The sequence below is a fragment of the Streptomyces sp. NPDC002676 genome, assembly GCF_053592455.1.
Genome location: NZ_JBSFVT010000007.1, coordinates 415,290 through 440,373, shown reverse-complemented (window position 1 = coordinate 440,373; position 25,084 = coordinate 415,290). Strand labels below are relative to the sequence as shown.

Here is a 25,084-nt window from a genome sequence, read left to right as displayed (position 1 = left end):
GGCCGGGGCCGACCGCCCCGAGCCGACGCCTAGGGAGCCGCCATGAGCAACGGAGACATATTCGTCGGCGAAGTCATCGGCACCGCGATCCTGATCCTCTTCGGTGCCGGTGTCTGCGCCGCCGTCACCCTCAGGCACTCGAAGGCGCGAGCCTCGGGCTGGATCGTGATCGCGTTCGGCTGGGGCTTCGGGGTGCTCGCGGGCGCGTACACCGCCGCTCCCCTCTCCGGCGGGCAGCTGAACCCCGCGGTCACCATCGGCATCGCCGTGGACACCGGCAAGTGGGGCAAGGTCTGGGTGTACCTGCTGGGCCAGATCATCGGCGCCATGCTCGGCGCCGTTCTCGCCTACCTGGTCTACCTCGCCCAGTTCCAGGCCAACGTCCGCACGGAGGGCACGACCGAGGGCAGCGACGACGAACCCGTGCCCACGCTCGGCATCTTCTCCACCATTCCGGAGATCCGGAACCCGGTCGCCAACCTGATCACGGAGATCATCGCGACGGTCGCGCTCGTGCTGCCGATCCTCGCCTTCGGGCTGGTCAAGGGGCTCGGCGAGTCCGGCACCACCGTACTGATCGTCTCGCTGCTCGTCACCGGCATCGGGCTCTCCCTCGGCGGGCCCACCGGCTACGCCATCAACCCTGCCCGTGACCTCGGCCCGCGCGTCGTGCACCACTTCCTGCCGATCCCGAACAAGGGCACGTCCGACTGGGGTTACGCCTGGATCCCCGTCGTCGGCCCGCTGATCGGCGCAGTGCTCGCGGGCCTCGTCTACAACGCGGCCTTCTGACAGCGCTACGCGGACGGCGCGGCTCAGACTGCGCGGCTCGGTGCGGCACGGTGCAATGCCCCCGTGGTCCGCCCGTCCCGCACCCCGACCCACAGCGACCCGACCCAGCGACCCAGGGACAGCCATGACGGACACAGCCGAGAAGTACGTCGCCGCCATCGACCAGGGCACCACGTCCAGCCGCTGCATCATCTTCGACCACGGCGGCGCGATCGTCGCCGTCGACCAGCGCGAGCACCGCCAGATCTTCCCGAAGCCGGGCTGGGTGGAGCACGACGCCACCGAGATCTGGTCCAAGGTGCAGGCCGTGGTGGCCGGTGCGCTCGCCAAGGCCCGGCTGCGCGCGGACCAGCTGAGCGCGCTCGGCATCACCAACCAGCGGGAGACGACGGTCCTGTGGGACCGCGCCACGGGCAAGCCCGTGCACAACGCCATCGTCTGGCAGGACACCCGCACCGCGGCCCTGTGCCACGAACTGGGCGGCACGGACGGCCAGGACCGCTTCCGCGAGCAGACCGGGCTGCCGCTGGCCAGTTACTTCTCCGGGCCCAAGGCGGCCTGGCTGCTGGACCACGTGCCTGGCCTCAGGGAGCGGGCCGAACGCGGCGAGATCGCCTTCGGAACCATCGACTCCTGGCTGATCTGGAACCTCACCGGCGGCACGGACGACGGCCGGCACGTCACCGACGTCACGAACGCCGGCCGCACCATGCTGATGAACCTCGAAACCCTCCAGTGGGACACCTCCATCCTCTCCGCCATGAACGTCCCCGAGGCGGTCCTGCCCGAGATCAGGTCCTCTGCCGAGGTGTACGGCACCGCCGTCGGGCAGCTCGCCGGGGTGCCCGTGGCCTCGGCGCTGGGCGACCAGCAGGCCGCTGTGTTCGGGCAGGCCTGCTACGACGTCGGCAACGCGAAGAACACCTACGGCACCGGGAGTTTCCTGCTGCTCAACACCGGCGACCGGCCGGTGCCGTCCAAGAACGGGCTGCTGACGACGATGGGCTACAAGATCGGCACCGAGGCGCCGGTGTACTGCCTGGAGGGGTCCATAGCGATAACGGGCGCGCTGGTGCAGTGGTTCCGCGACCAGCTCGGGATCATCCGCAGCGCCGACGAGATCGAGCCGCTCGCGGCGAGCGTCGAGGACAACGGCGGCGCCTACATCGTGCCCGCCTTCTCCGGTCTGTTCGCGCCCTACTGGCGCTCCGACGCGCGCGGGGTCGTCACCGGGCTGACGCGGTACGTCACGAAGGCGCATCTCGCGCGCGCGGTGCTGGAGGCGACGAGCTGGCAGACCCGGGAGGTCGTGGACGCCATGTACCAGGACTCCGGGGTCCGGATCACCACCCTGAAGGTGGACGGCGGCATGACCAGGAACAACCTGCTCATGCAGCACCAGGCGGACGTCCTCGGCGTACCTGTGATCCGCCCCCGGGTGTCCGAGACCACCTGCCTGGGCGCCGCGTACGCGGCCGGTCTGGCGACGGGCGTGTGGAACGACCTCGACGAACTGAAGTCGCACTGGCAGAAGGACGTGGAGTGGACACCGGCGATGGAGGCGTCCGTGCGCGACCGTGAGTACGGCAACTGGCGCAAGGCCGTGGAGAAGAGCTTCGGCTGGCTCGACGAGGGCGAGGCGTAGGCGCCGCGCGCCGAACGTCGCGCCCACGCGCGCGTGGGCGCCCTCACAGGACCACGGCCCGTACCCCGGTCGGCGGGGGTACGGGCCGTGCGCGCCGGTCAGCTCATGGCGGCCTGGCGGCGGTCGGCCACGTAATTCATCGCATGCTGGACGACGCCGATGAGCACTTCCTTGACGGACTCCCGGTCGCGGGCGTCGCACAGCACGACGGGCACGTCGGCGTCCAGGTCTAGGGCCTGGCGGACCGAGGCGGCCGGGTAACGGTCGGCTCCCTCGAAGCAGTTGACGCCCACGACGAAGGGTATGGAGCGCCTCTCGAAGTAGTCGACGGCGGCGAAGCAGTCCTCCAGGCGGCGCGTGTCGGCGAGCACGACGGCACCGAGCGCGCCCTCGGACAGCTCGTCCCACATGAACCAGAACCGTTGCTGCCCGGGCGTGCCGAACAGGTACAGCACCAGGTCCTCGCGCAGGGTGATGCGCCCGAAGTCCATGGCCACGGTGGTGGTGCTCTTGCCCTCCACACCGCTGGTGTCGTCGACCGGCCGCCCGGCCTCGGTGAGCGACTCCTCGGTGCGCAGCGGCCTGATCTCGCTGACCGCGCCGACGAGGGTCGTCTTGCCCACACCGAAGCCGCCGGCCACCAGGATCTTGAGGGTGACGGGCTCGACCGGAGGCGTGGCTCGCTCAGAACGCCCGCAGATCATCGATCTCTTCTCCTGCTTCATGGGGGTCGGTCGACGGTCGGCCGTAGCCGCCGCCACCTGGGGTTTCGATGACGAGTACGTCGTCGGGGCCGACGTCCGCCGAACCGCTCGCGCCGAGGTCGGTGACCGTGCCGTCGGCTCGCTCCACCCGGTTGGCGCCGAGCCCGCCGGGGCTGCCGCCCGCCATGCCGTACGGCGGGACGCGGCGGTGCTGGGAGAGGGTGGAGACGGTCATGGGTTCGAGGAAGCGGATGCGCCTGAGGGCGCCGTTCCCGCCGCGCCAGCGTCCGGTGCCGCCGCTGCCCCGCCGGACGGTGAACTCCTCCAGCCTGACGGGCAGGCGCCACTCCAGGACTTCGGGGTCGGTGAGCCGGGAGTTGGTCATGTGGGTCTGGACGACGTCGGCGCCGGGGAAACCGTCGCCTGCGCCCGATCCGGAGGCGACGGTCTCGTAGTACTGGTGGCGCTCGTTGCCGAAGCTGACATTGTTCATGGTTCCGGAGCCCTCGGCCTGGACTCCGAGCGCGGCGTACAGGGCGCCGGTGATGGCCTGGGACGTCTCGACGTTGCCGGCGACGACGGCGGCGGGAGGCTCGGGTGCGAGCATGGACCCGGGCGGCACGACGATGTCCAGGGGGCGCAGACAGCCGTCGTTGAGCGGGATGTCGTCGGCGACCAAGGTACGGAAGACGTACAGCACGGCCGCGTTGACCACCGCGAAGGGGGCGTTGAAGTTGGTGGCGAGCTGTGGGGAGGTGCCCGTGAAGTCGATGGTCGCGCGGCGCTCGGTGCGGTCGACGCGCACGCGGACGCGGATGACGGCGCCCGCGTCGGTCTCGTAGGCGTACTCCCCGTCCTCCAGCGCGTCGATGACGCGGCGGACCGCCTCCTCCGCGTTGTCCTGGACGTGCCGCATGTAGGCCTGGACGACGTCGAGGCCGAACTCCTCGATCATGCGGGCGACTTCGTCCACGCCCTTCTGGTTGGCGGCGATCTGCGCCCGCAGGTCGGCGAGGTTGGTGGGCACGTTGCGGGAGGGGTAGGGCGCCTCGGCGAGCAGGCGGCGGGTCTCCTCCTCGCGGAGCCGGCCGTTCTGCGCGAGCAGCCAGTTGTCGAAGAGGACGCCCTCCTCCTCGATGGTGCCGCTGTGGGCGGGCATGGAGCCCGGGGCGATGCCGCCGATCTCGGCGTGATGGCCGCGCGAGGCCACGTAGAAGAGGATCTTCGGCTCACTCTCCGTGCCGGTCGCGGAGTCGGCGTCGAAGACGGGGGTGATCACGGTGACGTCCGGCAGGTGCGTGCCGCCGTGGTACGGGTCGTTGACGGCGTAGGTGTCGCCGGGCCGCATCGAGGCGCCGCGGCGGCGGATGACCTCCTTGACGCTGGTGCCCATGGAGCCCAGGTGGACGGGGATGTGGGGGGCATTGGCCACCAGGTTTCCGTCCGGGTCGAACAGGGCGCAGGAGAAGTCCAGCCGTTCCTTGATGTTGACGGACTGGGCCGTGGACTCCAGCCGGGCGCCCATCTGTTCGGCGATCGACATGAAGAGGTTGTTGAAGACCTCCAGCAGAACCGGGTCGGCTCTTGTGCCGATATCGGAACTCTCCGTAATCGCCGCGCGTTCCATGACCAGATGCCCGTCGTCGGTCGCCGCGGCCCGCCAGCCGTCGTCGACGACGGTCGTCGCGCCGGCCTCCGTGATGATCGCGGGGCCGGTGACGGTCTCGCCGGGAGGAAGGGCCTCGCGGCGGTGGAGGGGTACGTCGCGCCAGGCGCCACCGGTGTGGAGACGGACGGTGCCGGGGGCGGCCGGGTGGCCCTCGTAAGGGGCGAGGGCGGAGAGATCGGGGGGTGCGGTGATGCCGGTGGCTTCGACGGAGAGGGCTTCGACGACGATCGGGCGGTCGAGGGTGAAGGAGTACGTGGCGCGATGACGTTCTTCGAAGGCGTGCCTCATGGTGCCGGGCTCGGCCAGCTCGGTGGTGAGGGTGGTGTCGGTGCCGTCGTAGCGCAGCTGAGCACGGCGGGTGACCTGGATGCGGTCCTCCGGGACGTCCTCGGCGAGGAGTTCGTCACGCGCGGCGGCCTCCAGGTCGTCGGCCGTCTCGCGGACGCCCGGCATCGAGGCGGCGTCCAGGGGTGCCTCGACGGACTGTTCGCGCATGGCGGTGGTGTCGGCGAGGCCGATGCCGAGCGCGGAGAGGACACCGGCCATCGGGGGCACGAGGACGGTGCGGATGCCGAGCGAGTCGGCGACCCTGCACGCGTGCTGGCCACCCGCCCCGCCGAAGGTGGTGAGGGCGTAGCGGGTGACGTCGTGGCCCTTCTGGACGGAGATCCGCTTCACGGCGTTGGCGATGTTGGCGACGGCGATCTGCAGGTAGCCCTCGGCCACCTGCTCCGGGGTGCGGTCGTCGCCGGTGCGCTCGCGGATCTCGCGCGCGAGGGCGCCGAAGCGGTCGCGGACCAGAGCGGAGTCGAGGGGCTGGTCGCCGTCCGGCCCGAACACCGCGGGGAAGTGCTCGGGCTGGATGCGGCCGAGCATCACGTTGGCGTCGGTGACGGTGAGCGGGCCGCCCGCGCGGTAGCAGGCGGGGCCGGGGTCGGCGCCCGCCGAGTCGGGGCCGACGCGGTAGCGGGAGCCGTCGAAGTGCAGGACGGAGCCGCCGCCGGCCGCGACGGTGTGGATGTCCAGCATGGGGGCGCGCAGCCGGACCCCCGCGATCTGGGTGGTGAAGACCCGCTCGTACTCGCCGGCGAAGTGCGAGACGTCGGTGGAGGTGCCTCCCATGTCGAAGCCGATGACGCGGCCGAAGCCCGCGCGCTGCGACATGCGGGCCATGCCGACGATGCCGCCGGCCGGCCCGGAGAGGATGGCGTCCTTTCCGCGGAACTGTCCGGCCTCCGCCAGCCCGCCGTTGGACTGCATGAACATCAGCCGCACGCCCTGGAGTTCGTCCGCGACGTGCCGCACGTAGCGGCGCAGCACGGGCGACAGGTAGGCGTCCACGACGGCGGTGTCCCCGCGCGGTACGAGTTTCATCAGCGGGCTGACCTCGCTGGAAAGCGAGATCTGTGCGAAGCCGGTGCGGGCGGCGAGGTCGCCGATGGCCCGCTCGTGGGCGGGGTACAGGTGGCTGTGCAGGCAGACGACGGCGACCGCGCGGATCCCGTCGTCGTACGCCTGCTGGAGCGGGCCCGCCAGGGCGTCCAGGTCGGGGGCGCGCAGGACCGTGCCGTCGGCGGCGACACGTTCGTCCGCCTCGACGACCCGCTCGTAGAGCAGCTCGGGCAGTTCGATACGGCGGGCGAAGATGCGGGGGCGGTTCTGGTAGGCGATGCGCAGGGCGTCGCGGAAGCCCTGGGTGATCACCAGGAGGGTGCGCTCGCCCTTCCGTTCGAGCAGCGCGTTGGTGGCGACCGTCGTGCCCATGCGGACGGCGTCGATGGGCTCCGTCGAGCCGTCGAGGAGTTCGCGTACTCCAGCGACGGCCGCGTCGGCGTAGCGTGCGGGGTTGTCGGACAGCAGCTTGTGCGTGAGCAGCCGGCCGTCAGGGCGACGCGCGACGACGTCGGTGAAGGTGCCGCCTCGATCGACCCAGAACTGCCAGCCTGTCACGTCACTACTCCGCTTCCGCGCCGGTCACAGCGCCCGGAGGCCGTTGATCACGTCGCGCAGAATACTCTCGTCCGGCAGCTCGGCCGGGGGGACCGGGCGCGAGACATGGACGAGTTCGGCGTTCACGAGGTCGCCGATGAGCACGCGGACCACGCCGATCGGCAGATCGAGTTCCGCGGCGAGTTCGGCGACCGACTGCGGGGCGGTACGGCAGAGTCCGACGATGTCCACGTGCTCCGGGGACAGCGTCTGGTCCGCCTCCGGATCACCCGCGTGGGGTTCGATGACGACCACCGCGATCACATCGAGGCGGTGCTGGGCCGCACTCGTGGTGCGGCCACGCGTCATGGCGTACGGACGGACGACCGGTCCGGCCTCGTCGTCGAACCAGTGGCTTGTTTCCTGACCGTCTCCGCTCATGTCATCCCACTACCCGCCCATGGCCACATCGGTGCGCGGAGCGGTGCTCAGGTGCACGCCGACCCGCTTGACCAGGAGCGTCATCTCGTAGGCGACCTGCCCGACGTCGGAGTCCGCGTCCGAGAGGACGGCGAGGCAGCTGCCGTCCCCGGCAGCGGTCACGAACAGGAAGGCATCGTCCAGCTCGACCACGGTCTGCCGGACGGTGCCCGCCTCGAAGTGGCGGCCCACGCCCTTGGCGAGGCTGTGGAAGCCGGATGCGACGGCCGCCAGATGCTCGCTGTCCTCCCTGGTCAGGTCCTTGGACACCCCCGTGGGCAGACCGTCGCCGGAGAGTACGACGGCCTTGCGGATGCTGGCGACCCGGTCGACAAGCTCGTCAAGGAGCCAGTTCAGCTCTCCCTTGTTCGTCTCCGTGTGGCCGGTGGCCTTCGGTGCGGTCATCGACCGTCCCCCTTAGTCGTTCCTGGTGCTGTGCCGTTCTGGGCCCCGTCGCCCGCGGCGTTGTCCTCACGGCCACGCTGCCAGCCGCGCTGGAGCGAGGCCATCCGGCTGCGGACCTCGTCGGCGTCGCGGTCGGCCACGGACCGGGGCTCGCGTTCGGCGCTCCGTTCGGTGTCCTGCTTCAGCTGCGGGGCCAGGCTGGCCTGTCGTACGCGCCGGGGAAGAGGTCGGGTGCCCGGCCCGGGTTCCGCGGCAGTGCCACCGGCCGCCGGGGCTTCCTCGCCCGGTCCTCCGGTCACGGCGGCGGCGTGCCGGGGCCGCCGGGGCAGACCCGGGGTCCCGAAGGTCTCGTCGCGGCCCGGAGCGGGCAGGCGCTCCTCGGCGCGGTCCGCGGGCCCGGGGGCGCTCGGGGAGGCGTCACCGCGTCGGCGGCTGGGAAGCGGGGCCAGTCCGCCCGCGCCCGGCTGTTCCTGCGGTTCGCTGCGGCGGGAGCGCTGCTCGGTCACCGGCCTGCCATGGGAGCTGACCAGCTTGGGCGTCTGCCGCCGGGGCAGCGGTACGAGCCCGCCGACGGCCCCGCCGTCCTGCGTGTCGTCCCTGTGCGAGGAAGCCGGCTGAGGGCGGTCGCCGGGTCGGGGGGCGGCCTGGTCGTCGGCGCGGGAGCGGGAGCGGCGGGGGCGGAACAGTCCGCCGCGCTCGCTGTCCTGGTCCGTCAGGGCGCCGGGGAAGTCGTCGAGTCCGTCCAAGTGGACGGGTGCCTCCAGCTCGACCGGTCCGTCCAGCAGGGAGGTCGGCAGGCCGGGCAGCTGCACCGGTGCCTGGGCCCGGGCGATGGCGCGGCCCGCCGCCGGTTCGGCCTCCTTCGCGGGCCGGCTGCGGTCGAGGCGGAAGCCGATGCCGTTGGTGTCCGGTACGTCATCCGTCAGCAGGGTGTCGGGGATGAAGAGGACGGCGGTGGTCCCGCCGTAGGGCGAGGGCTGGAGGGAGACCCGGACGTTCTGACGCTGGGCGAGACGGCTGACCACGAAGAGGCCGAGCCGGTCGGTGTCGGAGAGTTCGAACTCGGGGGTCTCGGCGAGCCGCAGGTTCGCGTCCAGCAGTGCCTCGGCCGTCATGCCCAGACCCCGGTCGTGGATCTCCAGGGTGAAGCCGTTGGCGACGCGCTCGCCGAGGACCTGGACGGCGGTGTGCGGGGGCGAGAAGACCGTGGCGTTCTCCAGGAGTTCGGCCACGAGGTGGGTGACGTCGGCGACGGCCGGTCCGGTGACGGCGACGCGCGGCAGGCGCCGGACCTCGATGCGCTCGTAGTCCTCGACCTCGGCGACGGCGGCCCGGACGACGTCCATCAGCTGCACGGGGCGGCGCCACTGCCGCGAGGGTGCGGCACCGGAAAGGATCACCAGGCCCTCGGCGTGCCGGCGCATGCGGGTGGTGAGGTGGTCCAGGCGGAACAGGTCGGCGAGTTCGTCGGTGTCCTCGGTCCGGCGTTCCATGGTGTCGAGCAGCGTGAGCTGCTTGTGCAGCAGCACCTGACTGCGACGGGCGAGGTTGACGAACACCTCGGAGACGCCCGCCCGCAGTTCGGCCTGCTTGACGGCGGCCTCGACGGCCGCCCGCTGCAGGGTGTTGAGGGCCTGGCCGACCTCGCCCATCTCGTTCTTGTCGTACTCCAGGCGTGGTACCTCGGTCTCCACGTCGACCTGTTCACCGGCAGACAGGCGGCGCATCACGCTGGGCAGCCGGATGCCGGACGCCTCATGGGCCTCCAGCCGCAGTTGCCGCAGATCACGGATGAGACCGCGGCCGACGCGGACGGACACGACGATGGAGAACACGACGGCGATCAGGCCGAGGAGGCCCGCGACGACCGCCTGCACGATGACGCGCATGGCCGCGGGGTGTACGCGACTCTGGAAGTGGTCGTTCGCCTGGTCGTCGAGAGCGCCGAGTCCGTCGAGGGCGTCGGCCGCCGCGGAGTCCCAGCTCTTCGCGGTGATCCCGCGGGGGGTTCCGGGAGCGCTGTTGGTGACGGTCTGTTCGGCCACCCGCAGCCCGGCGGTGGTGGCGTTCTTCCAGAAACGTTCGTAGCGTTCGCGCTCCGCGGCGGGCAGCTGCGAAAGGCTGTCGGCGTACATCGTGGTGCGCTGGGTGATGAGGGTGGTGACCTCGCGGATCTCCTGACGGGTCAGCGTGCCGACGACCAGGGAGGAGCCGAGCAGTGCGTCCTCACGGGAGAGCGCCTCGCGGGCGGCGGAGACGCGGATCAGGGCGCGAGCCTGTTCGACCAGGTTGACGTCGTCGACCTGGTCGAGAGCGAAGAGCAGGATGTAACAGGCGTCGTCGAGCCGGTTGTACAGGTTGTAGGCCTCGGTGCGAGTGACCGTGCCCTCCTCGACGCTGCGACGCAGCGAGTCGAGGCCGTGGAACGCGTCCAGCACGGTGGTGAGGCTGTCGCGCCCCTTCCTGTCCAGGCTGTCCTCGCTCTTGGCGTTCTTGCGGACCTTGGCGATCGCCCCGTCGGTGGCCGTGCGGGTGCGGTTGAGCGCCGAAACGGCGTCGGCGGCTCGCGGGTCGGCGAGGTAGAGGAGAGTCTGGCGGCGTTCCTGCTGAAGGGCTCGGATCGCGTCCTCGGTCGGATAGCCGATGTCCTGCATCTCACCGGACACATGGAACATCTTGGCGACTTCACGTCCTGTGATGACCGTCGCGAAGCCCCAGATCGCCGTCAGGGATACCAGCGGCACGAGAAGCAGCGCCACGATCTTCCGGCGGATCGACTTCCCGCGAAAGCGCATGGCCTCCCCCAGCTTGACCCCCGCCGGTCGGGGGCACACATGTCCGTCAACAAACGGCGCGAGCCTACTACCGCCCCACAGGTAACTCGAAGACATATCCGGAGTGTTAAATTCCGAACTGACGGCGAGAGATGACGAGTTGTCCGGGCATTACGGGAGATTGTCGCCGCAATTCGACCACCTGCGGCGGGACCTGCGACAGGAGCCCGGACAACTGGTTGGCTGGAAATCTTCGCCGGTGGGAATCTTCGGGCGGCGTCGTGCGTCCTTCTCTACAGGAAATGGGGGCGGAATCGGACACAGGAGCCGCATCCCGCATCCGGGCGGCGTAAAACAGCGCAAGCCGGGCAGCCACTGGGGAGTCGGAGTCTTCGGGCACCGGGGCGAGCGGTCTGCTGGCGGTGGGGAGTTGACACGGTGATGGGCACGGAGGAGCGGCGCGAGGCGCCCGAGGAGAGCGTGGCGGAGCACTCGGCGGCGCGGCGGGGCCACGAGGTGCCGGATCGCGACATTCCGGCGCGTGAGCGCACCCGGGGGTCCACCGAGAGACAACAACAGCAGCAGTACCGGCCGTTGTGGGTCGAGGAGCCCGCGCGACGGCGCCGGCTGCCCGATCCGGTGCGCACGGCCGCGGTGCGGGCGGTACTGATCACCTCGGTGACGCTGATCCAGGCGATGGTGGCGTTCCTGTGCACGATGGCCGGGTCCTGGCCGGCCTTCCCGATGGTGATCAGCAGCGTGGTGAGCACGGTGGTGGCCACCTGGGCCGTGGTCGACGTGTGGGTCACCCGCCAGGTGTGGAACCAGCGGTACGGGGTCGTCTCCGAGCCGAGCAGCACGGCACGGGCGCTGCGCCGGGAGCGGCGCGCCCGCCGGCACCAGGAGCGTTCCGCTCTGCGGGAGCAGGAGCGGATACCCGGGCGGGGCGGCACCGGGCAGCTGTCGCACTCCTGATCCGGGCGCGACACCGACCGTCACGGCGAGGTCGCGTTGTCGTGACTCAGTCGGCCGTCGCAGCCCGGTCGGGCGTCACAGCGCGACCGGCGCCACCCGGCTCTCCTCCCGCCCGAGTTCTCGCCGGACCCGCGTGAAGGGGCGGGGGCGGTCCATCGAGAACACGGCGACCGTGCGGCCGTCCCGTTCGTAGCGGGCGAGGAAGCCGCTCTCGCCGGGACCGTCGGCGGTGAGCTCGCCCTCCGTGACCCGGACGGTGTCCCCGTCGCGCCACCGGCCCGCGAACTGGAGGCGGGAGCCGTACTGGTCGGACCAGAAGTACGGCACCGTACGCAGGGTGTGGAGGGTGCGGCCGGCGAGCAGGTTGGCCACGGCGACCCGGGGCTGCTCGGTGGCGGAGGTCCAGTGCTCGGCCCGGGTGCCGCCGACGCGGGCCACGTCGCCGACCGCGACGACCTGGGGCAGGGAGGACACGCAACCGTCGTCGCACAGCACTCCGTCTTGGAGGGCGAGTGTCGAGCCCATGAGCCAGGAGGTGCTGGGCGTGGCGCCGACCCCGACGATCACGACGTCGGCGGGCAGGGTGCGGCCGTCAGTGAGTTCGACGCCGTTGACCTTGGCGGTGCCGCGCAACCCGGCGACACCGGTTCCGGTGACCAGGTCCACCCCGCCGCGGCGGTGGAGCGCGGCGCACACGGCGGCCATGTCTGCGCCGAGTTGGGGTACGAGCGGGAGCGGGGCGGCTTCGACGACCGTGACCGCGTGACCCAGCAGGGCGCAGGAGGAGGCGGTCTCGGCGCCGATGAAGCCGCCGCCGATGACGACGACACGGCACGGGCCCCGGGTGAGGTCGGCGCGCAGGGCACGGGCGTCGTCCAGGGTGCGCAGGGTGTGGACTCCGGCGCGGCTGTCGCCGGGGAGGCGGCGGGCGGCGGCGCCGGTGGCGATGACGACGCCGTCGGTGGAGACGGTGCGGCCGTCCTCCAGCAGCACGGTACGGCCGCGGGGGTCGAGTCCGCGGGCGCGGATGCCGAGCAGCCACTCGGCGTCGAGTCCGGCGATGTCGTCGGCGTCGGTGAGGGCGAGCCGGTCCTCGCCGGTACGGCCGGTGAGGAAGTCCTTGGAGAGCGGAGGTCGGTCGTACGGGCGGTGGGGTTCCTCGCCGACGATCACCAGTCGGCCGTCGAAGCCCTGGGCGCGCAGTTCACGGGCGGCGTAGAGCCCGGAGAGCGAGGCGCCGACGACGGTCACGGTCCTCATGCGGCCGTGTCCTCCTTCACGGTGAGGTGGACGTGGACGATGCCGTCCTCGACCGTGACGCGGTGGGTGCGCAGGGGGCGCCGGGCCGGGAGGCAGGTCGGCTCACCGGTGCGCAGGTCGAAGGAGGCTGCGTGCAGCGGGCATTCGACCAGACAGCCCTCCAGCCAGCCCTCGGAGAGGGACGCGTCCTGGTGGGTGCAGGTGTCGTCGATGGCGTACAGCTCGCCGTCGTCGGTGCGGAACACGGCGATGGGCGGCGAGGTCTCGACGCGGACGGACTCGCCCTCGGGGAGGTCTTCGAGGCGGCAGACGGGAATCACGGGCCCCCCTCTCGGTCCGGGACACTCGGTCCGGGACCTGCTCGATGCAGGCGGTAGGGATGCAGGCGGGCTCCGGACCTTCTTGGGTCCGGGCGGTGGCACGGCACGGGAGTGACGGACCGTCATCGGTCCAGGCGGTCCGGGACCCTTCCGGGATCCGGACGCTTCGGTAACATGGAGTTTCGTATGGCGCACAAGCGAGCGCTATGCGCAACAGAATCCGGGCGGGACGACCGTCACGTCAAGGGCTTCCCGCAGATGCGGCCCGAACCGGGCCCACAGGTGGTGAGAGTTGAGCCATGACCCGCACGCAGAAGCAGTCTGACCGCAGCGAGGGGACCACGGAGCACCCAGGGGCCCCGGAGAGGCAGAACGGCCGCGGAGCCGCCAGCGCGGTGCAGTCGGTGGACCGCGCGGTGAGCGTGCTGGAGATCCTCGCCCGGCACGGCGAGGCGGGGGTCACCGAGATCGCCGAGGAGCTGGACGTGCACAAGTCCACCGCGTTCCGGCTGCTCGGCGTCCTGGAGAACCGCGGCCTGGTGGCGCAGGCCAAGGACCGCGGCAAGTACTACCTGGGGGCCGGCGTACTGCGCCTCGCGGGGGCGGCGGCGGTGCGGCTGGACATCTCCCAGGAGGGTGTCCCGGTCTGCCGCGAGGTCGCCGACGAGCTGGGCGAGACCGTGAACATCGCCGTGCTGGACGACGACGCGGCCGTCAACATCATGCAGGCCCGCGGCACGGCGGCGGTGACCGCCCAGAACTGGCTGGGCAGACGCACCCCGCTGCACGCCACCTCCAGCGGCAAGGTGCTGCTCGCGCACATGCCGCCCACCCTGCGCGAAGGCCTGCTGGCCCGGCCGCTGCACCGGTTCACGGACCGTACGATCACCGGCGCGGCGATGCTGCGCGCCGAGCTGGAGGCCGTGGTGGAGCAGGGCTACGGCGTCACGATCGAGGAGTTGGAGCTGGGCCTGTCCGCCGTCGCCGCGCCGGTCCGGGCGCACGACGGCAAGGTGATCGCGGCGATCAGCGTCTCGGGGCCGGTGTACCGGCTGAATCCGGACCGCCTCCCGGAGGTGGCGAAGCGGACGGTGGCCGCGGGCGCGCAGCTGTCCCGCCGCATGGGCTACGGCTTCTGACGGAGGAACGAGCAGGCGTACCGACGTACCGACGTACCGACGTGCCGACTTGGCGACGGACTGACGTACCGGCTTACCGGCTTACCGGCTTACCGGCTTACCGACATCCACAGCGCACAACAGCGGCGCGGGACCAGGGCGTTACCGGTCCCGCGCCGCTGTGTGTCCGAGAGGTTTCGCCCGACGGGTTCCTTGTGCCGTGGGTTGACGCGCACCTCTTGACGGCCCCGCGACGCCGTTCCCAATATGTTCCCCATCACGCAACCCATCGTGCAATGCGCAACAGCAGAGGAGCTTGTCGTGCCACACGAGGTCCGTGCCGTAGTCGCCGCCAAGAAGGGCGCACCCGTGGAGGTGCAGACGATCTTCGTCCCCGATCCGGGCCCCGGCGAGGTGCTTGTCACCGTGCAGGCCTGCGGGGTGTGCCACACGGATCTGCACTACCGGGACGGCGCGATCACCGACGACTTCCCGTTCCTGCTGGGCCACGAGGCCGCCGGCACGATCGAGGCGGTCGGCCCGGGAGTCACCGACCTCGAGCCGGGCGACTACGTGGTGCTGGCCTGGCGGGCGCCCTGCGGCAACTGCCGTTCCTGTCGCCGGGGCCGGCCCTGGTACTGCTTCGACTCCCGCAATGCCACCCAGCCGATGACGCTGCTGGACGGCACCCCGCTCAGCAACGCCCTCGGCATCGGAGCCTTCGCGGAGAAGACGCTGGTGGCGGCCGGGCAGGCCGTGAAGATCGACCCGGCCGCGCGCCCCGAGGCGGCCGGCCTGATCGGCTGCGGGGTCATGGCCGGTTACGGCGCCGCGGTCAACACCGGCCAGGTCGGCCGCGGTGACTCGGTCGCCGTCATCGGCTGCGGCGGCGTCGGCAACGCGGCCATCGCGGGGGCCTGCCTGAACGGCGCCATGAAGGTCATCGCCGTGGACGTCGACGACAAGAAGCTGGACCAGGCGGAGCGGTTCGGCGCCACCCACACCGTCAACTCCCGTGGCACGGACCCGGTGGAGGCGGTCCGCGCGCTCACCGACGGCTTCGGCGTGGACATCGCGATCGACGCGGTGGGCCGGCCCGAGACCTTCACCCAGGCCTTCTACATGCGGGACCACGCGGGCCTGCTGGTCCAGGTCGGCGTGCCCTCCCCCGAGATGAGAGTCGAACTCCCGCTGATCGACGTCTTCTCGCGCGGCGGCGCCATCAAGTCTTCCTGGTACGGCGACTGTCTGCCGAGCCGGGACTTCCCGTTCCTCATCGACCAGTACCTGTATGGCCTGCTCGACCTCAACTCGTTCGTGTCCGAGACGATCGCCCTGGACCAGGTGGAGGAGGCGTTCGCAAAGATGCACCGCGGTGAGGTGCTGCGCTCGGTGGTGGTCTTCTGACGGACCCGGCCGTCGTCCACGGCGGCCACAGCGGCCACAACCAGGACAGCCTGAGCGACTCCCCGAAACTGCCATCCCCGCCACCACAAGGAGGGGCATGTCCAGCACACCCGAAATCCGCTCCCGCGGCCCCGAAAGCCGATCCCAGGGCCCGCGCGTCGTCGTCATCGGCGCCGGCATCGTCGGGTGCTCCCTCGCCGACGAACTGACCGCCCGCGGCTGGACCGACGTCACCGTCCTCGAACAGGGCCCTCTGCCCGCCCCGGGCGGCTCCACCTCCCACGCCCCCGGGCTCGTCTTCCAGACCAGCCCGTCCAAGACCCTCGCCGAGTTCGCCCGGTACACGGTGGAGAAGTTCCGCTCCCTCGAAGTCGACGGCGTCTCCTGCTTCCACCAGGTCGGCGGCCTGGAGCTCGCCACCACCCCCGAGCGCCTGGCCGAGTTGCACCGCCGGGCCGGTTACGCCGCCTCCTGGGGCATCCGCGGCGAGATCGTGAGCACCGCCCGCTGCAAGGAACTCTGGCCGCTGCTGGACGCCTCGGTGGTCCTCGGTGGTTTCCACACCCCCGACGACGGCCTGGCCCGCGCCCTGCTCGCGGCCCGCGCCCAGATGGACCGGGCCGGCGCGCGCGGCGCCCGCTTCCTGGACCGGCACACCGTCACCGGCATCGAGCAGGAGGATGGCCGCGTCACCGGCGTGGTCACCGACCGGGGCGCGTTCCCGGCCGACCACGTCGTCTCGGCGGCCGGGTTCTGGGGCCCGGTGATCGGCCGCATGGCCGGCATCGACGTACCCCTGCAGCCCCTCGCCCACCAGTACGCGAGGACGCGGCCGTTGCCCGAGCTGAGCGGGGCCACGGAAGAGGCGGTCAGGCCCATCCTCCGTTTCCAGGACCGCGATCTGTACTTCCGCGAGCACACCGACCGCATCGGCATCGGCTCGTACGCACACCGGCCGCTGCCGGTCGACCCGTTCGCCGTCCTCGCCTACGACGAGGCGCGCGCCCGGGACATGGAGATGCCCTCGTCGTACCCCTTCACGGCGGAGGACTGGGCGCCGAGCTGGGAGGACTGCCGGTGGCTGCTGCCCGCGCTGCGCGCGACGGAGATCGAGACGGGGTTCAACGGCGTCTTCTCGTTCACCCCTGACGGCATGCCGGTCCTCGGGGAGGCGCGGCAGTTGCGGGGATTCTGGCTGGCGGAGGCGGTCTGGGTCACGCACTCCGCGGGTGTCGCCAGGGCGGTCGCCGAGTGGATGGTCGACGGCCGGCCGTCGACCGACGTGCACGAGTGCGACCTCACGCGCTTCGAGGAGGCGCAGCGTTCACCGTCGTACGTCCGTGAACGCGGTTCACAACAGTTCGTCGAGGTGTACGACGTGCTGCACCCCCTCCAGCCGATGGAGCAGCCCCGGCCCCTGCGGGTCAGCCCCTTCCACGCCCGCCAGCAGCAGCTCGGCGCGTTCTTCCTGGAGGGCGGCGGCTGGGAACGCCCGCACTGGTACGAGGCGAACGCCCCACTCGTGGACGCCCTCGGCGACCTCCCCGCGCGCGACGCCTGGTCGGCCCGCTACTGGTCCCCCATCGCAGCCGCCGAGGCCCGGGCGACCCGCGAGAGGGTGGCCCTGTACGACATGACCCCGCTGCGCCGCCTGGAGGTCACCGGCCCCGGCGCCCTCGCCTTCCTCGACCGGATGACCAGCAACAACCTCCGCAAGAAGCCCGGCGCGGTCACCTACACCCTGCTCCTCGACGAGACCGGAGGCATCCGCTCCGACCTCACCGTCGCGCGCCTCGCCCCCGACCGCTTCCAGGTCGGCGCCAACTCCCCCGCCGACCTTGACTGGCTGCTCAGGCACGCGCCCGCGGACATCGAGATCCGGGACATCACCTCCGGTACCTGCTGCGTCGGTGTGTGGGGCCCGCTCGCCCGCGCTCTGGTCCAGCCGCTGACCCGGGACGACTTCTCCCACGAGGGCTTCGGTTACTTCCGGGCGAAGCAGACGTACCTCGGGCACGTGCCGGTGACGGCGCTGCGGCTCAGCTATGTCGGCGAGCTGGGCTGGGAGCTGTACACCACCGCCGACCTGGGCCTCAGGCTCTGGGACACGCTGTGGGAGGCCGGACGTGACCTCGGCGTCGTGGCCGCCGGGCGTTCCGCCTTCAACTCCCTGCGCCTGGAGAAGGGTTACCGGGCGTGGGGCACCGACATGACCGACGAGCACCACCCCTTCGAGGCGGGCCTCGGCTTCGCGGTCCGCATGGACAAGGAGGAGTTCGTCGGCCAGGAAGCCCTGCGCAGCCTGACCGGTCTGACCGACCTGGCCGCGCCGGCCCGCTGGCTCACCCCGCTTCTCCTCGACGACCCCTCCGCCGTCGTGCTCGGCAAGGAGCCGGTGTTCTCCCCCACTCTCGACTCCGCTCGAGCGGGAGGTGCCCCCATCGGCACCCCCGCCGGCTACGTGACCAGCGCGTCGTACGGCTACACGCTCGGCCGCTGCGTCGCCTACGCCTGGCTGCCGGCCGGCCTCGCCGCCGGCACGGGCGTGCACATCGCGTACTTCGGCGAGAAGGTGTCGGCCACCGTCGCAGAAGAGCCGCTGTTCGACCCGGAGATGACCCGCATCCGACGCTAGGAGGCGCCCGTGTCCCCGTCTTACGACGTCATCGTCATCGGGCTCGGCGGCATGGGCAGCGCCGCCGCCCACCACCTGTCCGCGCGCGGCGCCCGTGTGCTCGGGCTGGAGAAGTTCGGGCCGGTGCACAGCCGCGGTTCCAGCCACGGCGGTTCGCGGATCACCCGGCAGTCCTACTTCGAGGACCCGGCGTACGTGCCCCTGCTGCTGCGAGCCTACGAGCTGTACGAGGACCTGGCGCGGGAGACCGGCCGGGAGATCGCCGTCCTCTGCGGCGGTGTGATGGTCGGACGGCCGGATTCGCGGACCGTGTCCGGCTCGCTGCGCTCGGCGCGGCAGTGGGACCTGCCGCACGAGATGCTCGACGCGAAGGAGATCCGCCGCCGCTTCCCCACCCTCGCCCCGTGCGACGACGAAGTGGCGCTGTACGAGAAGAAGGCGGGTCTGCTCCGCCCCGAGAACACCGTCGCCGCGCACCTCCAGCTCGCCACCCGGCAGGGCGCCGAGCTGCAGTTCGAGGAGCCGATGCTGCGCTGGGAGCCGTACCGGGAGGGGGTGCGCGTCCATACGGCCGAGAACACCTACACGGCCGGGCAGTTGGTGATCTGCCCGGGCGCGTGGGCGCCGCAGCTGCTCACCGACCTCGGGGTGCCGTTCACCATCGAACGGCAGGTCATGTACTGGTTCCAGCCGCGGGGCGGCACCGAGCCGTTCCGCCCGGAGAAGCACCCGATCTACATCTGCGAGGACGCGGACGGCGTCCAGGTGTACGGCTTCCCGGCCATCGACGGCCCGGAGCTGGGCGCCAAGGTCGCCTTCTTCAGGAAGGGCCAGGTCACCACCCCGGAGACCATCGACCGGACCGTGCACGAGGACGAGATCCGGGCCATGGCGGACCACATGTCCCGCTGCATCCCCGACCTGCCCGGCACCTTCCTCAAGGCCGCCACCTGCATGTACTCCAACACCCCGGACGAGCACTTCGTGATCGCCCGGCACCCCGCCCACCCGGAGTCGGTCACCGTGGCCTGCGGGTTCTCGGGGCACGGCTTCAAGTTCGTGCCCGTCGTCGGCGAGATCCTGGCCGACCTGGCGCTGACCGGCTCCACCACGCACCCCGTCGGCCTCTTCGACCCCGCCCGGCTCACCGCCGCGCCCGCCTGAGGAGCACGCCCGTGACGACGACCCCGATCTCCCCGAGCCTCATCGCGACACTGCCCGGCCGCTACTACACCGACCCGGACGTCTTCCGGCAGGAGCAGGAGAAGCTCTTCGAGTCCATGTGGATCTGCGCGGTCCGCAGCGCCGACCTGGACAGGCCGGGTGCCTTCCGCACAGTCCAGGTGGGCCGCGAGAGCATCATCGTCACCCGCTCCCGCACCGGCGAACTGTGCGCCTTCCTCAATGTGTGCCGGCACCGCGGGGCGCGGCTGTGCACCGAGGAGTCCGGCGAGGTGCGGCGCAGCCTCCGGTGCCCGTATCACGCATGGACGTACGACCTTGACGGCAAGTTGATCGCCGCACCCAACTTGATCAAGATGCCCGATGTCGACCGCGTCGCGTACGGGTTGATCAAGGTGGCCCTGCGCGAGTGGCTCGGCTACGCCTGGGTGTGCCTCGCCGACGAACCGCCCTCCTTCGAGGACACGGTGATGTACGCGGCGGTCGAACGGCTCGGCGACGCAGCCGCCATCGAGCACTACGGCACCGCGGATCTGGCGCTCGGCAAGCGCATCATCTACGACGTGAAAGCCAACTGGAAGCTGATCGTCGAGAACTTCATGGAGTGCTACCACTGCGCGACGATCCACCCCGAACTCACGGATGTGCTTCCGGAGTTCGCGGACGGCTACGCGGCCCAGTACTACGTAGGCCACGGCGCCGAGTTCGGCGCGGAGATCAAGGGCTTCACGGTGGACGGCAGCGAGGGCTTCGCCAGGCTCCCGGAGGTCGGCGCCGACCAGGACCGCCGCTACTACGCCATCACGATCAAGCCGACGGTGTTCGTCAACCTCGTACCGGACCACGTCATCCTTCACCGTATGTTCCCGCTGGCCGAGGACCGCACGGTGGTGGAGTGCGACTGGCTGTACGCGCCGGAGGTGGTGGCCTCGGGCGCGGACGTGTCGAAGTCGGTGGAGCTGTTCCACCGGGTCAACGTCCAGGACTTCGAGGCGTGCGAGCGCACCCAGCCGGCGATGTCCTCGCGCGCGTACCGCCACGGCGGCGTACTGGTCCCCAGCGAGCACCACATCGGGATCTTCCACGAGTGGCTGCTGACCCGGCTGGGGGCTGCCCATGCCTGATCTCTACATCGACGGCGAGTGGCGCGCTGCCCTGGACGGGCGCACGCGCGAGATCCGCTGTCCCGCCGACGGCTCCCTGGTCGGGGTCGTGGACGAGGCGGGCGGCAAGGACACGGCGGAGGCGATCGCGGCGGCCCGCCGTGCCTTCGACACCGGCCGGTGGCCGACCACGGCCCCTCAGGAGCGCGGTGACCTGCTGCTGCGGGTGGCGGACCTGCTCGTCCGCGACAAGGACGCCCTCGCCCGCGCCGAGTCCCTGGACACAGGGAAGCGGCTGGTGGAGAGCGCGTACGACCTCGACGACGTCGTGAACTGCTTCCGCTACTTCGGGCGGCTGGTGGCGAGCGAGGCCGCCGGCCGGGTGGTCGACACCGGCCGGGCGGGCGTCGACAGCCGGGTGGTGCACGAGCCCGTCGGCGTCTGCGCCCTGATCACGCCCTGGAACTATCCGCTGCTGCAGACCGCGTGGAAGGTCGCCCCGGCTCTCGCGGCGGGCAACACGTTCGTCCTGAAGCCGAGCGAGCTGACCCCGCACACGGCGATCCACCTGGTCCGGCTACTGGCAGAGGCGGGGCTGCCGGCGGGCGTGGCCAACCTGGTGCTCGGCGCCGGTCCAGAGGCGGGGGCTGCGCTCGGTGACCATCCGGATGTCGACCTCGTGTCGTTCACCGGCGGTCTGCACACCGGCCGCCGGCTGATGGCCGCCGCGGCCGGCACGGTGAAGAGGGTCGCGCTCGAACTCGGCGGCAAGAACCCGAACATCGTCTTCGCGGACGCCGCTTTCGAAGCCGCGGTCGACATGGCGCTGACCGCCGTGTTCCTGCACTCCGGGCAGGTGTGCTCGGCCGGGGCCCGGCTGCTGGTCGAGGACGCGCTGCACGACCGGTTCGTCGACGAGGTCGTACGGCGGGCGGGGCGCATCCGGCTGGGCGGGCCGTTCGACGAGCGGGCGCAGACCGGGCCGCTGATCTCGGCGGCCCACCGGGCCAAGGTGGAGGCCTATGTGGCCAGGGGGCTGGCGGAGGGCGCGGTGCTGCGCTGCGGCGGCGCCCGGCCGGCGGGTCCCGGCTACGACGAGGGCTTCTACTACCTGCCGACCGTCCTGGACGAGTGCACCAGCGGCATGACCGTGGTCCAGGAGGAGTCCTTCGGGCCGGTGCTGACCGTGGAGCGGTTCAGCGGCGAGGAGGAGGCCGTCCGGCTCGCCGACGAGACCGTCTACGGGCTCGCCGGCGCCGTGTGGACGAGCGACGAGGGCAAGGCCGCCCGGGTCGCCGCACGGCTGCGGCTCGGCACGGTCTGGATCAACGACTACCACCCGTACGTGCCGCAGGCCGAATGGGGTGGTTACAAGCAGTCCGGGTTCGGCCGCGAACTCGGGCCTTCGGGGCTCGCGGAGTACCGCGAGACGAAGCACATATGGCGCACCACCGCGCCCACGCCGCAAGGCTGGTTCGACTGAAACTCCAGGCCCGCGAGGAGTCCGCTCATGACGTCCACCGAGCAGCCGCCAGGCCCACACCACCACGACGACGCCGAACTCGCCGAGTTCGGCTACAGACCCGAACTCAAGCGCACCCTCGGCAACTTCCACACCTTCGCCGCCGGGATCAGCTACATCTCGATCCTGACCGGCACCTTCCAGCTGTTCTACTTCGGCTACGGCAGCGGCGGCCCCGCCTACTGGTGGTCGTGGCCGATGGTGTTCGCCGGCCAGTTCATGGTGGCCCTGTGCTTCGCCGAACTGGCCGCCCGCTACCCGGTGGCGGGATCGGTCTACAACTGGTCGAAGAAGATCGGCAATCCGCATCTCGGCTGGCTCGCCGGATGGATGATGTTGATCGCGTCCATCGTGTCCATCTCGGCGGTCGCGCTCGCCTATCAGCTGACGCTGCCGCAGATCTCGTCCACGTTCCAGTTCGTCGGGAACGGCAGCGGCAAGTACGACGTGGCGACGAACGCGGTCATCCTGGCCGCCGTGTTGATCCTGTTCACCACGCTCGTCAATGCTTTCGGCGTCAAGCTGATGGCCACGATCAATACAGCCGGCGTATTCATCGAGTTGATCGCCACCGTTGTATTGATCATCCTGTTCGCCGTCCACATCACCCGTGGTCCTCATGTCGTCATGCAGACGAACCACACGGGCGCGGGCCACTCCACCGGTTACCTGGGGGCGTTCCTGGTCGCCTCGCTGGCCTCGGCGTACGTCATGTACGGCTTCGACACCGCCGCCTCGCTCGGCGAGGAGTCCCTGGACCCCTCCCGCAACGCCCCGCGTGCCATCATCCGCGCCATCGTCGCCTCCTTCGTCCTGGGCGGTCTCGTGCTGCTGCTGGCGCTGATGAGCGTCTCCAGTCTCAAGGGCGACAAGCTGTCCACGGACGGCCTCCAGTACGTCGTACTGGACGTGCTGGGCCCGACGGCCGGCAAGGCGATGCTGTGGTGCGTGCTGATCGCCGTCACGGTGTGCGCGCTCGCCGTGCACACGGCGGCCATCCGGCTGGCGTTCGCGATGGCGCGGGACAACAACCTGCCCGCGTCCTCGCTGCTCGCCCGGGTCAGCCCGCGCTTCCGGACCCCGGTGCTGCCGGCCGTGATCATCGGTGTGCTGGCACTGGCGATCCTCGTGGTCAACATCCGCCAGCCGCAGATCTTCACGGTCGTCACCAGCATCGGCATCGTCATGATCTACCTCGCCTATCTGGGCGTCACCGCGCCGATGCTGGTGGCGCGGCTGCGCGGGAGGTGGCAGCCGGCGGGCGAGGGCAGGTTCTCGCTGGGCCGCTGGGGACTGCTCGTCAACCTCGTCGCGGTGGTGTGGGGCGCGGCGATGACGGTCAACCTGATCTGGCCGCGGGCCTCCGTCTACAACGCGTCCGCGCCGTACCACTGGTACCTGCGCTGGGGCGCCGTGCTGTTCGTCGCGGTCATCGCGGGCGGCGGCTTCGCCTACTACTGGTTCGTCCAGCGCCACCGCACCGGCGTCCTCGCCGAGCACCGCCTGGAGGCCGCGCCCGCCGCCCCGACCGCACCCCTCGCCGCCCCGGCGGCCGAGTGAATCCGGCTGACATGAATCCGGCTGACGTGAATCCGGCTGACAGGGAGGCCATATGAGCATCGATGAGTTCGACTACGTCGTGGTGGGCGGCGGCACCGCGGGCAATGTCGTGGCGGCGCGGCTCTCCGAGGACCCGTCCGTGACGGTGTGCGTCCTGGAGGCGGGCCCGAGCGACGTCGGCGACGACGACGTCCTCCGGCTGGAGCGCTGGATGGCGCTGCTGGAGTCCGGCTACGACTGGGACTACCCGGTCGAGCCGCAGACCAGCGGCAACAGCTTTATGCGGCACGCGCGTGCGAAGGTGCTGGGCGGGTGTTCGTCGCACAACTCCTGCATCGCCTTCTGGGCGCCCGCGGAGGACCTGGACGACTGGGCCGCCCAGGGCTGCACGGGCTGGAGCGCGGCCGACCTGTTCCCGCTGTACCGGCGGCTGGAGAACAACGACGCGCCCGGCGACCACCACGGCCGCACCGGCCCGGTGAAGCTGCGCACGCTCAAGGGCGAGGACCCGTGCGGCACGGCCCTGCTGGAGGCGTGTGCGCAGGCGGGCATACCCACGGTCCCGTTCAACACCGGGAAGACGGTGGTGCGCGGGGCCAACTGGTTCCAGATCAATTCCGACGAGAACAACATCCGCCAGTCCTCGTCCGTGGCCTACCTCCACCCGGTGCTGGGCAAACGGCCCAACCTCGACGTGCGCACCGGAGTGCGGGCCAAGAGACTCGTGCTGGAGGGGCGGCGGTGCGTGGGCGCCGAGTACCTGGACCCCGACCTCGTGCACACGCGCACGGTGCGGGCCCGGCGCGAGGTCGTCGTCTCGTGCGGCTCGATCGACTCGCCCAAGCTGCTGATGCTCTCGGGCATCGGCCCGGCCGCGCACCTGCGCGAGGTCGGCGTCGAGGTCGTCGTGGACGCGCCGGGCGTCGGCGAGAACCTCCAGGACCACCCCGAGGGCGTCATCATGTGGGAGGCCAGGCAGCCCATGACCACCACGTCCAGCCAGTGGTGGGAGGCGGGAGTCTTCTACGACACCGAACCCGGCCTGGACCGCCCCGACCTGATGTTCCACTACGGCTCGGTGCCGTTCGACATGAACACCGCGCGGTGGGGCTACCCGACCTCGGAGAACGCGTTCTGCCTGACGCCCAACGTGACGAAGGCGAAGTCACGGGGCACGGTGCGGCTGCGGACGCGGGACTACCGGGACAAGCCCATGGTGGATCCGCGGTACTTCACGCACGAGCACGACGTACGGGTGATGACGTACGGCATCAGACTCGCCCGGCGCATCGCCGCGCAACCGGCGCTGAGCGGCTGGGCGGGCGCGGAACTGGCCCCCGGGCCGGACGTCCGTACCGACGACGAACTCCTCGACTACATCCACCGGACGCACAACACCGTCTACCACCCGTCCTGCACGGTGAAGATGGGCGCCGACGACGACCCCTCGGCCCCGCTCGACGCGCGGCTGCGGGTCAAGGGGGTCGAGGGGCTTCGGGTCGCGGACGGGTCGGTGATGCCCGACCTGATCGCCGTCAACCCGTGCATCACGACCATGATGATCGGCGAGAAGTGTGCGGACCTTCTGAAGGAGGACGCCTGAC

18 protein-coding genes are annotated in these 25,084 nt (G+C 71.0%); 11 read left to right on the top strand and 7 right to left on the bottom strand.

Going from position 1 to position 25,084, the window contains the following annotated elements:
- Positions 1–42: 42 nt before the first annotated feature.
- A complete protein-coding gene (locus ACWD3E_RS22735; RefSeq protein ID WP_451389348.1) occupies positions 43–792 on the top strand; it encodes an MIP/aquaporin family protein in 750 nt (249 codons plus the stop codon).
- Positions 793–916: 124 nt separating this feature from the next.
- Positions 917–2,437 (top strand): glycerol kinase GlpK, encoded by a 1,521-nt coding sequence (gene glpK / locus ACWD3E_RS22730; protein WP_451389347.1) that lies wholly within the window; start codon positions 917–919, stop codon positions 2,435–2,437.
- 98 nt (positions 2,438–2,535) lie between these two features.
- Here glpK and ACWD3E_RS22725 read toward each other — a convergent pair whose 3' ends face one another.
- The 5 genes from ACWD3E_RS22725 to ACWD3E_RS22705 are packed head-to-tail and all read right to left on the bottom strand — an operon-like array spanning position 2,536 to position 10,419.
- Positions 2,536–3,141: a GTP-binding protein gene (locus tag ACWD3E_RS22725; RefSeq protein ID WP_451389346.1), complete on the bottom strand. Its 606-nt coding sequence runs from the start codon at positions 3,139–3,141 to the stop codon at positions 2,536–2,538.
- Positions 3,122–6,760 (bottom strand): hydantoinase B/oxoprolinase family protein, encoded by a 3,639-nt coding sequence (locus tag ACWD3E_RS22720; protein ID WP_451389345.1) that lies wholly within the window; start codon positions 6,758–6,760, stop codon positions 3,122–3,124. Before ACWD3E_RS22720 ends, ACWD3E_RS22725 begins: the two co-directional genes overlap by 20 nt.
- Before the next feature lie 24 nt (positions 6,761–6,784).
- Positions 6,785–7,180 (bottom strand): DUF742 domain-containing protein, encoded by a 396-nt coding sequence (locus ACWD3E_RS22715; RefSeq protein WP_451389344.1) that lies wholly within the window; start codon positions 7,178–7,180, stop codon positions 6,785–6,787.
- A gap of 9 nt (positions 7,181–7,189) precedes the next feature.
- Complete coding sequence (locus ACWD3E_RS22710; protein ID WP_451389343.1) at positions 7,190–7,624, bottom strand: roadblock/LC7 domain-containing protein; 435 nt, start codon at positions 7,622–7,624, stop codon at positions 7,190–7,192.
- Complete coding sequence (locus ACWD3E_RS22705; protein ID WP_451389342.1) at positions 7,621–10,419, bottom strand: nitrate- and nitrite sensing domain-containing protein; 2,799 nt, start codon at positions 10,417–10,419, stop codon at positions 7,621–7,623. The genes ACWD3E_RS22710 and ACWD3E_RS22705 overlap by 4 nt, the downstream gene beginning before the upstream one ends.
- Before the next feature lie 420 nt (positions 10,420–10,839).
- On the opposite strand from ACWD3E_RS22705, the gene ACWD3E_RS22700 reads away from it, so the two are divergent.
- Entirely contained in the window at positions 10,840–11,373 is a 534-nt protein-coding gene (locus ACWD3E_RS22700; RefSeq protein WP_451389380.1) for a hypothetical protein, read from the top strand.
- A 75-nt stretch (positions 11,374–11,448) separates the two neighbouring features.
- On the opposite strand, the gene ACWD3E_RS22695 is transcribed toward ACWD3E_RS22700, so the two are convergent.
- Entirely contained in the window at positions 11,449–12,633 is a 1,185-nt protein-coding gene (locus tag ACWD3E_RS22695; RefSeq protein ID WP_451389341.1) for an NAD(P)/FAD-dependent oxidoreductase, read from the bottom strand.
- The gene (locus ACWD3E_RS22690; RefSeq protein ID WP_451389340.1) at positions 12,630–12,953 is read right to left on the bottom strand and encodes a bifunctional 3-phenylpropionate/cinnamic acid dioxygenase ferredoxin subunit; all 324 of its coding nucleotides are present in this window, start codon (positions 12,951–12,953) and stop codon (positions 12,630–12,632) included. The genes ACWD3E_RS22695 and ACWD3E_RS22690 overlap by 4 nt, the downstream gene beginning before the upstream one ends.
- Before the next feature lie 299 nt (positions 12,954–13,252).
- On the opposite strand from ACWD3E_RS22690, the gene ACWD3E_RS22685 reads away from it, so the two are divergent.
- From ACWD3E_RS22685 to ACWD3E_RS22650, 8 genes are all read left to right on the top strand, one after another.
- Positions 13,253–14,092, top strand: a complete 840-nt coding sequence (locus tag ACWD3E_RS22685; protein ID WP_451389339.1) for an IclR family transcriptional regulator — start codon at positions 13,253–13,255, stop codon at positions 14,090–14,092.
- 300 nt (positions 14,093–14,392) lie between these two features.
- Entirely contained in the window at positions 14,393–15,478 is a 1,086-nt protein-coding gene (locus ACWD3E_RS22680) for an S-(hydroxymethyl)mycothiol dehydrogenase (RefSeq protein ID WP_451389338.1), read from the top strand.
- 97 nt (positions 15,479–15,575) lie between these two features.
- Positions 15,576–18,113 carry a GcvT family protein gene (locus ACWD3E_RS22675; protein WP_451389337.1) on the top strand — a complete coding sequence of 846 codons (2,538 nt, stop codon included), beginning with the start codon at positions 15,576–15,578 and terminating at the stop codon, positions 18,111–18,113.
- Positions 18,114–18,122: 9 nt separating this feature from the next.
- Positions 18,123–19,277 (top strand): N-methyl-L-tryptophan oxidase, encoded by a 1,155-nt coding sequence (gene solA / locus ACWD3E_RS22670; RefSeq protein ID WP_451389336.1) that lies wholly within the window; start codon positions 18,123–18,125, stop codon positions 19,275–19,277.
- Between the two features lie 11 nt (positions 19,278–19,288).
- The gene (locus tag ACWD3E_RS22665) at positions 19,289–20,419 is read left to right on the top strand and encodes an aromatic ring-hydroxylating oxygenase subunit alpha (RefSeq protein WP_451389335.1); all 1,131 of its coding nucleotides are present in this window, start codon (positions 19,289–19,291) and stop codon (positions 20,417–20,419) included.
- A complete protein-coding gene (locus ACWD3E_RS22660; RefSeq protein WP_451389334.1) occupies positions 20,412–21,881 on the top strand; it encodes an aldehyde dehydrogenase family protein in 1,470 nt (489 codons plus the stop codon). The genes ACWD3E_RS22665 and ACWD3E_RS22660 overlap by 8 nt, the downstream gene beginning before the upstream one ends.
- Before the next feature lie 27 nt (positions 21,882–21,908).
- Positions 21,909–23,480, top strand: coding sequence for an APC family permease (locus ACWD3E_RS22655; RefSeq protein WP_451389333.1), 1,572 nt, complete (start codon positions 21,909–21,911; stop codon positions 23,478–23,480).
- Positions 23,481–23,532: 52 nt separating this feature from the next.
- Complete coding sequence (locus tag ACWD3E_RS22650; protein ID WP_451389332.1) at positions 23,533–25,083, top strand: GMC family oxidoreductase; 1,551 nt, start codon at positions 23,533–23,535, stop codon at positions 25,081–25,083.
- The last annotated feature ends 1 nt before the right edge of the window (position 25,084 follow it).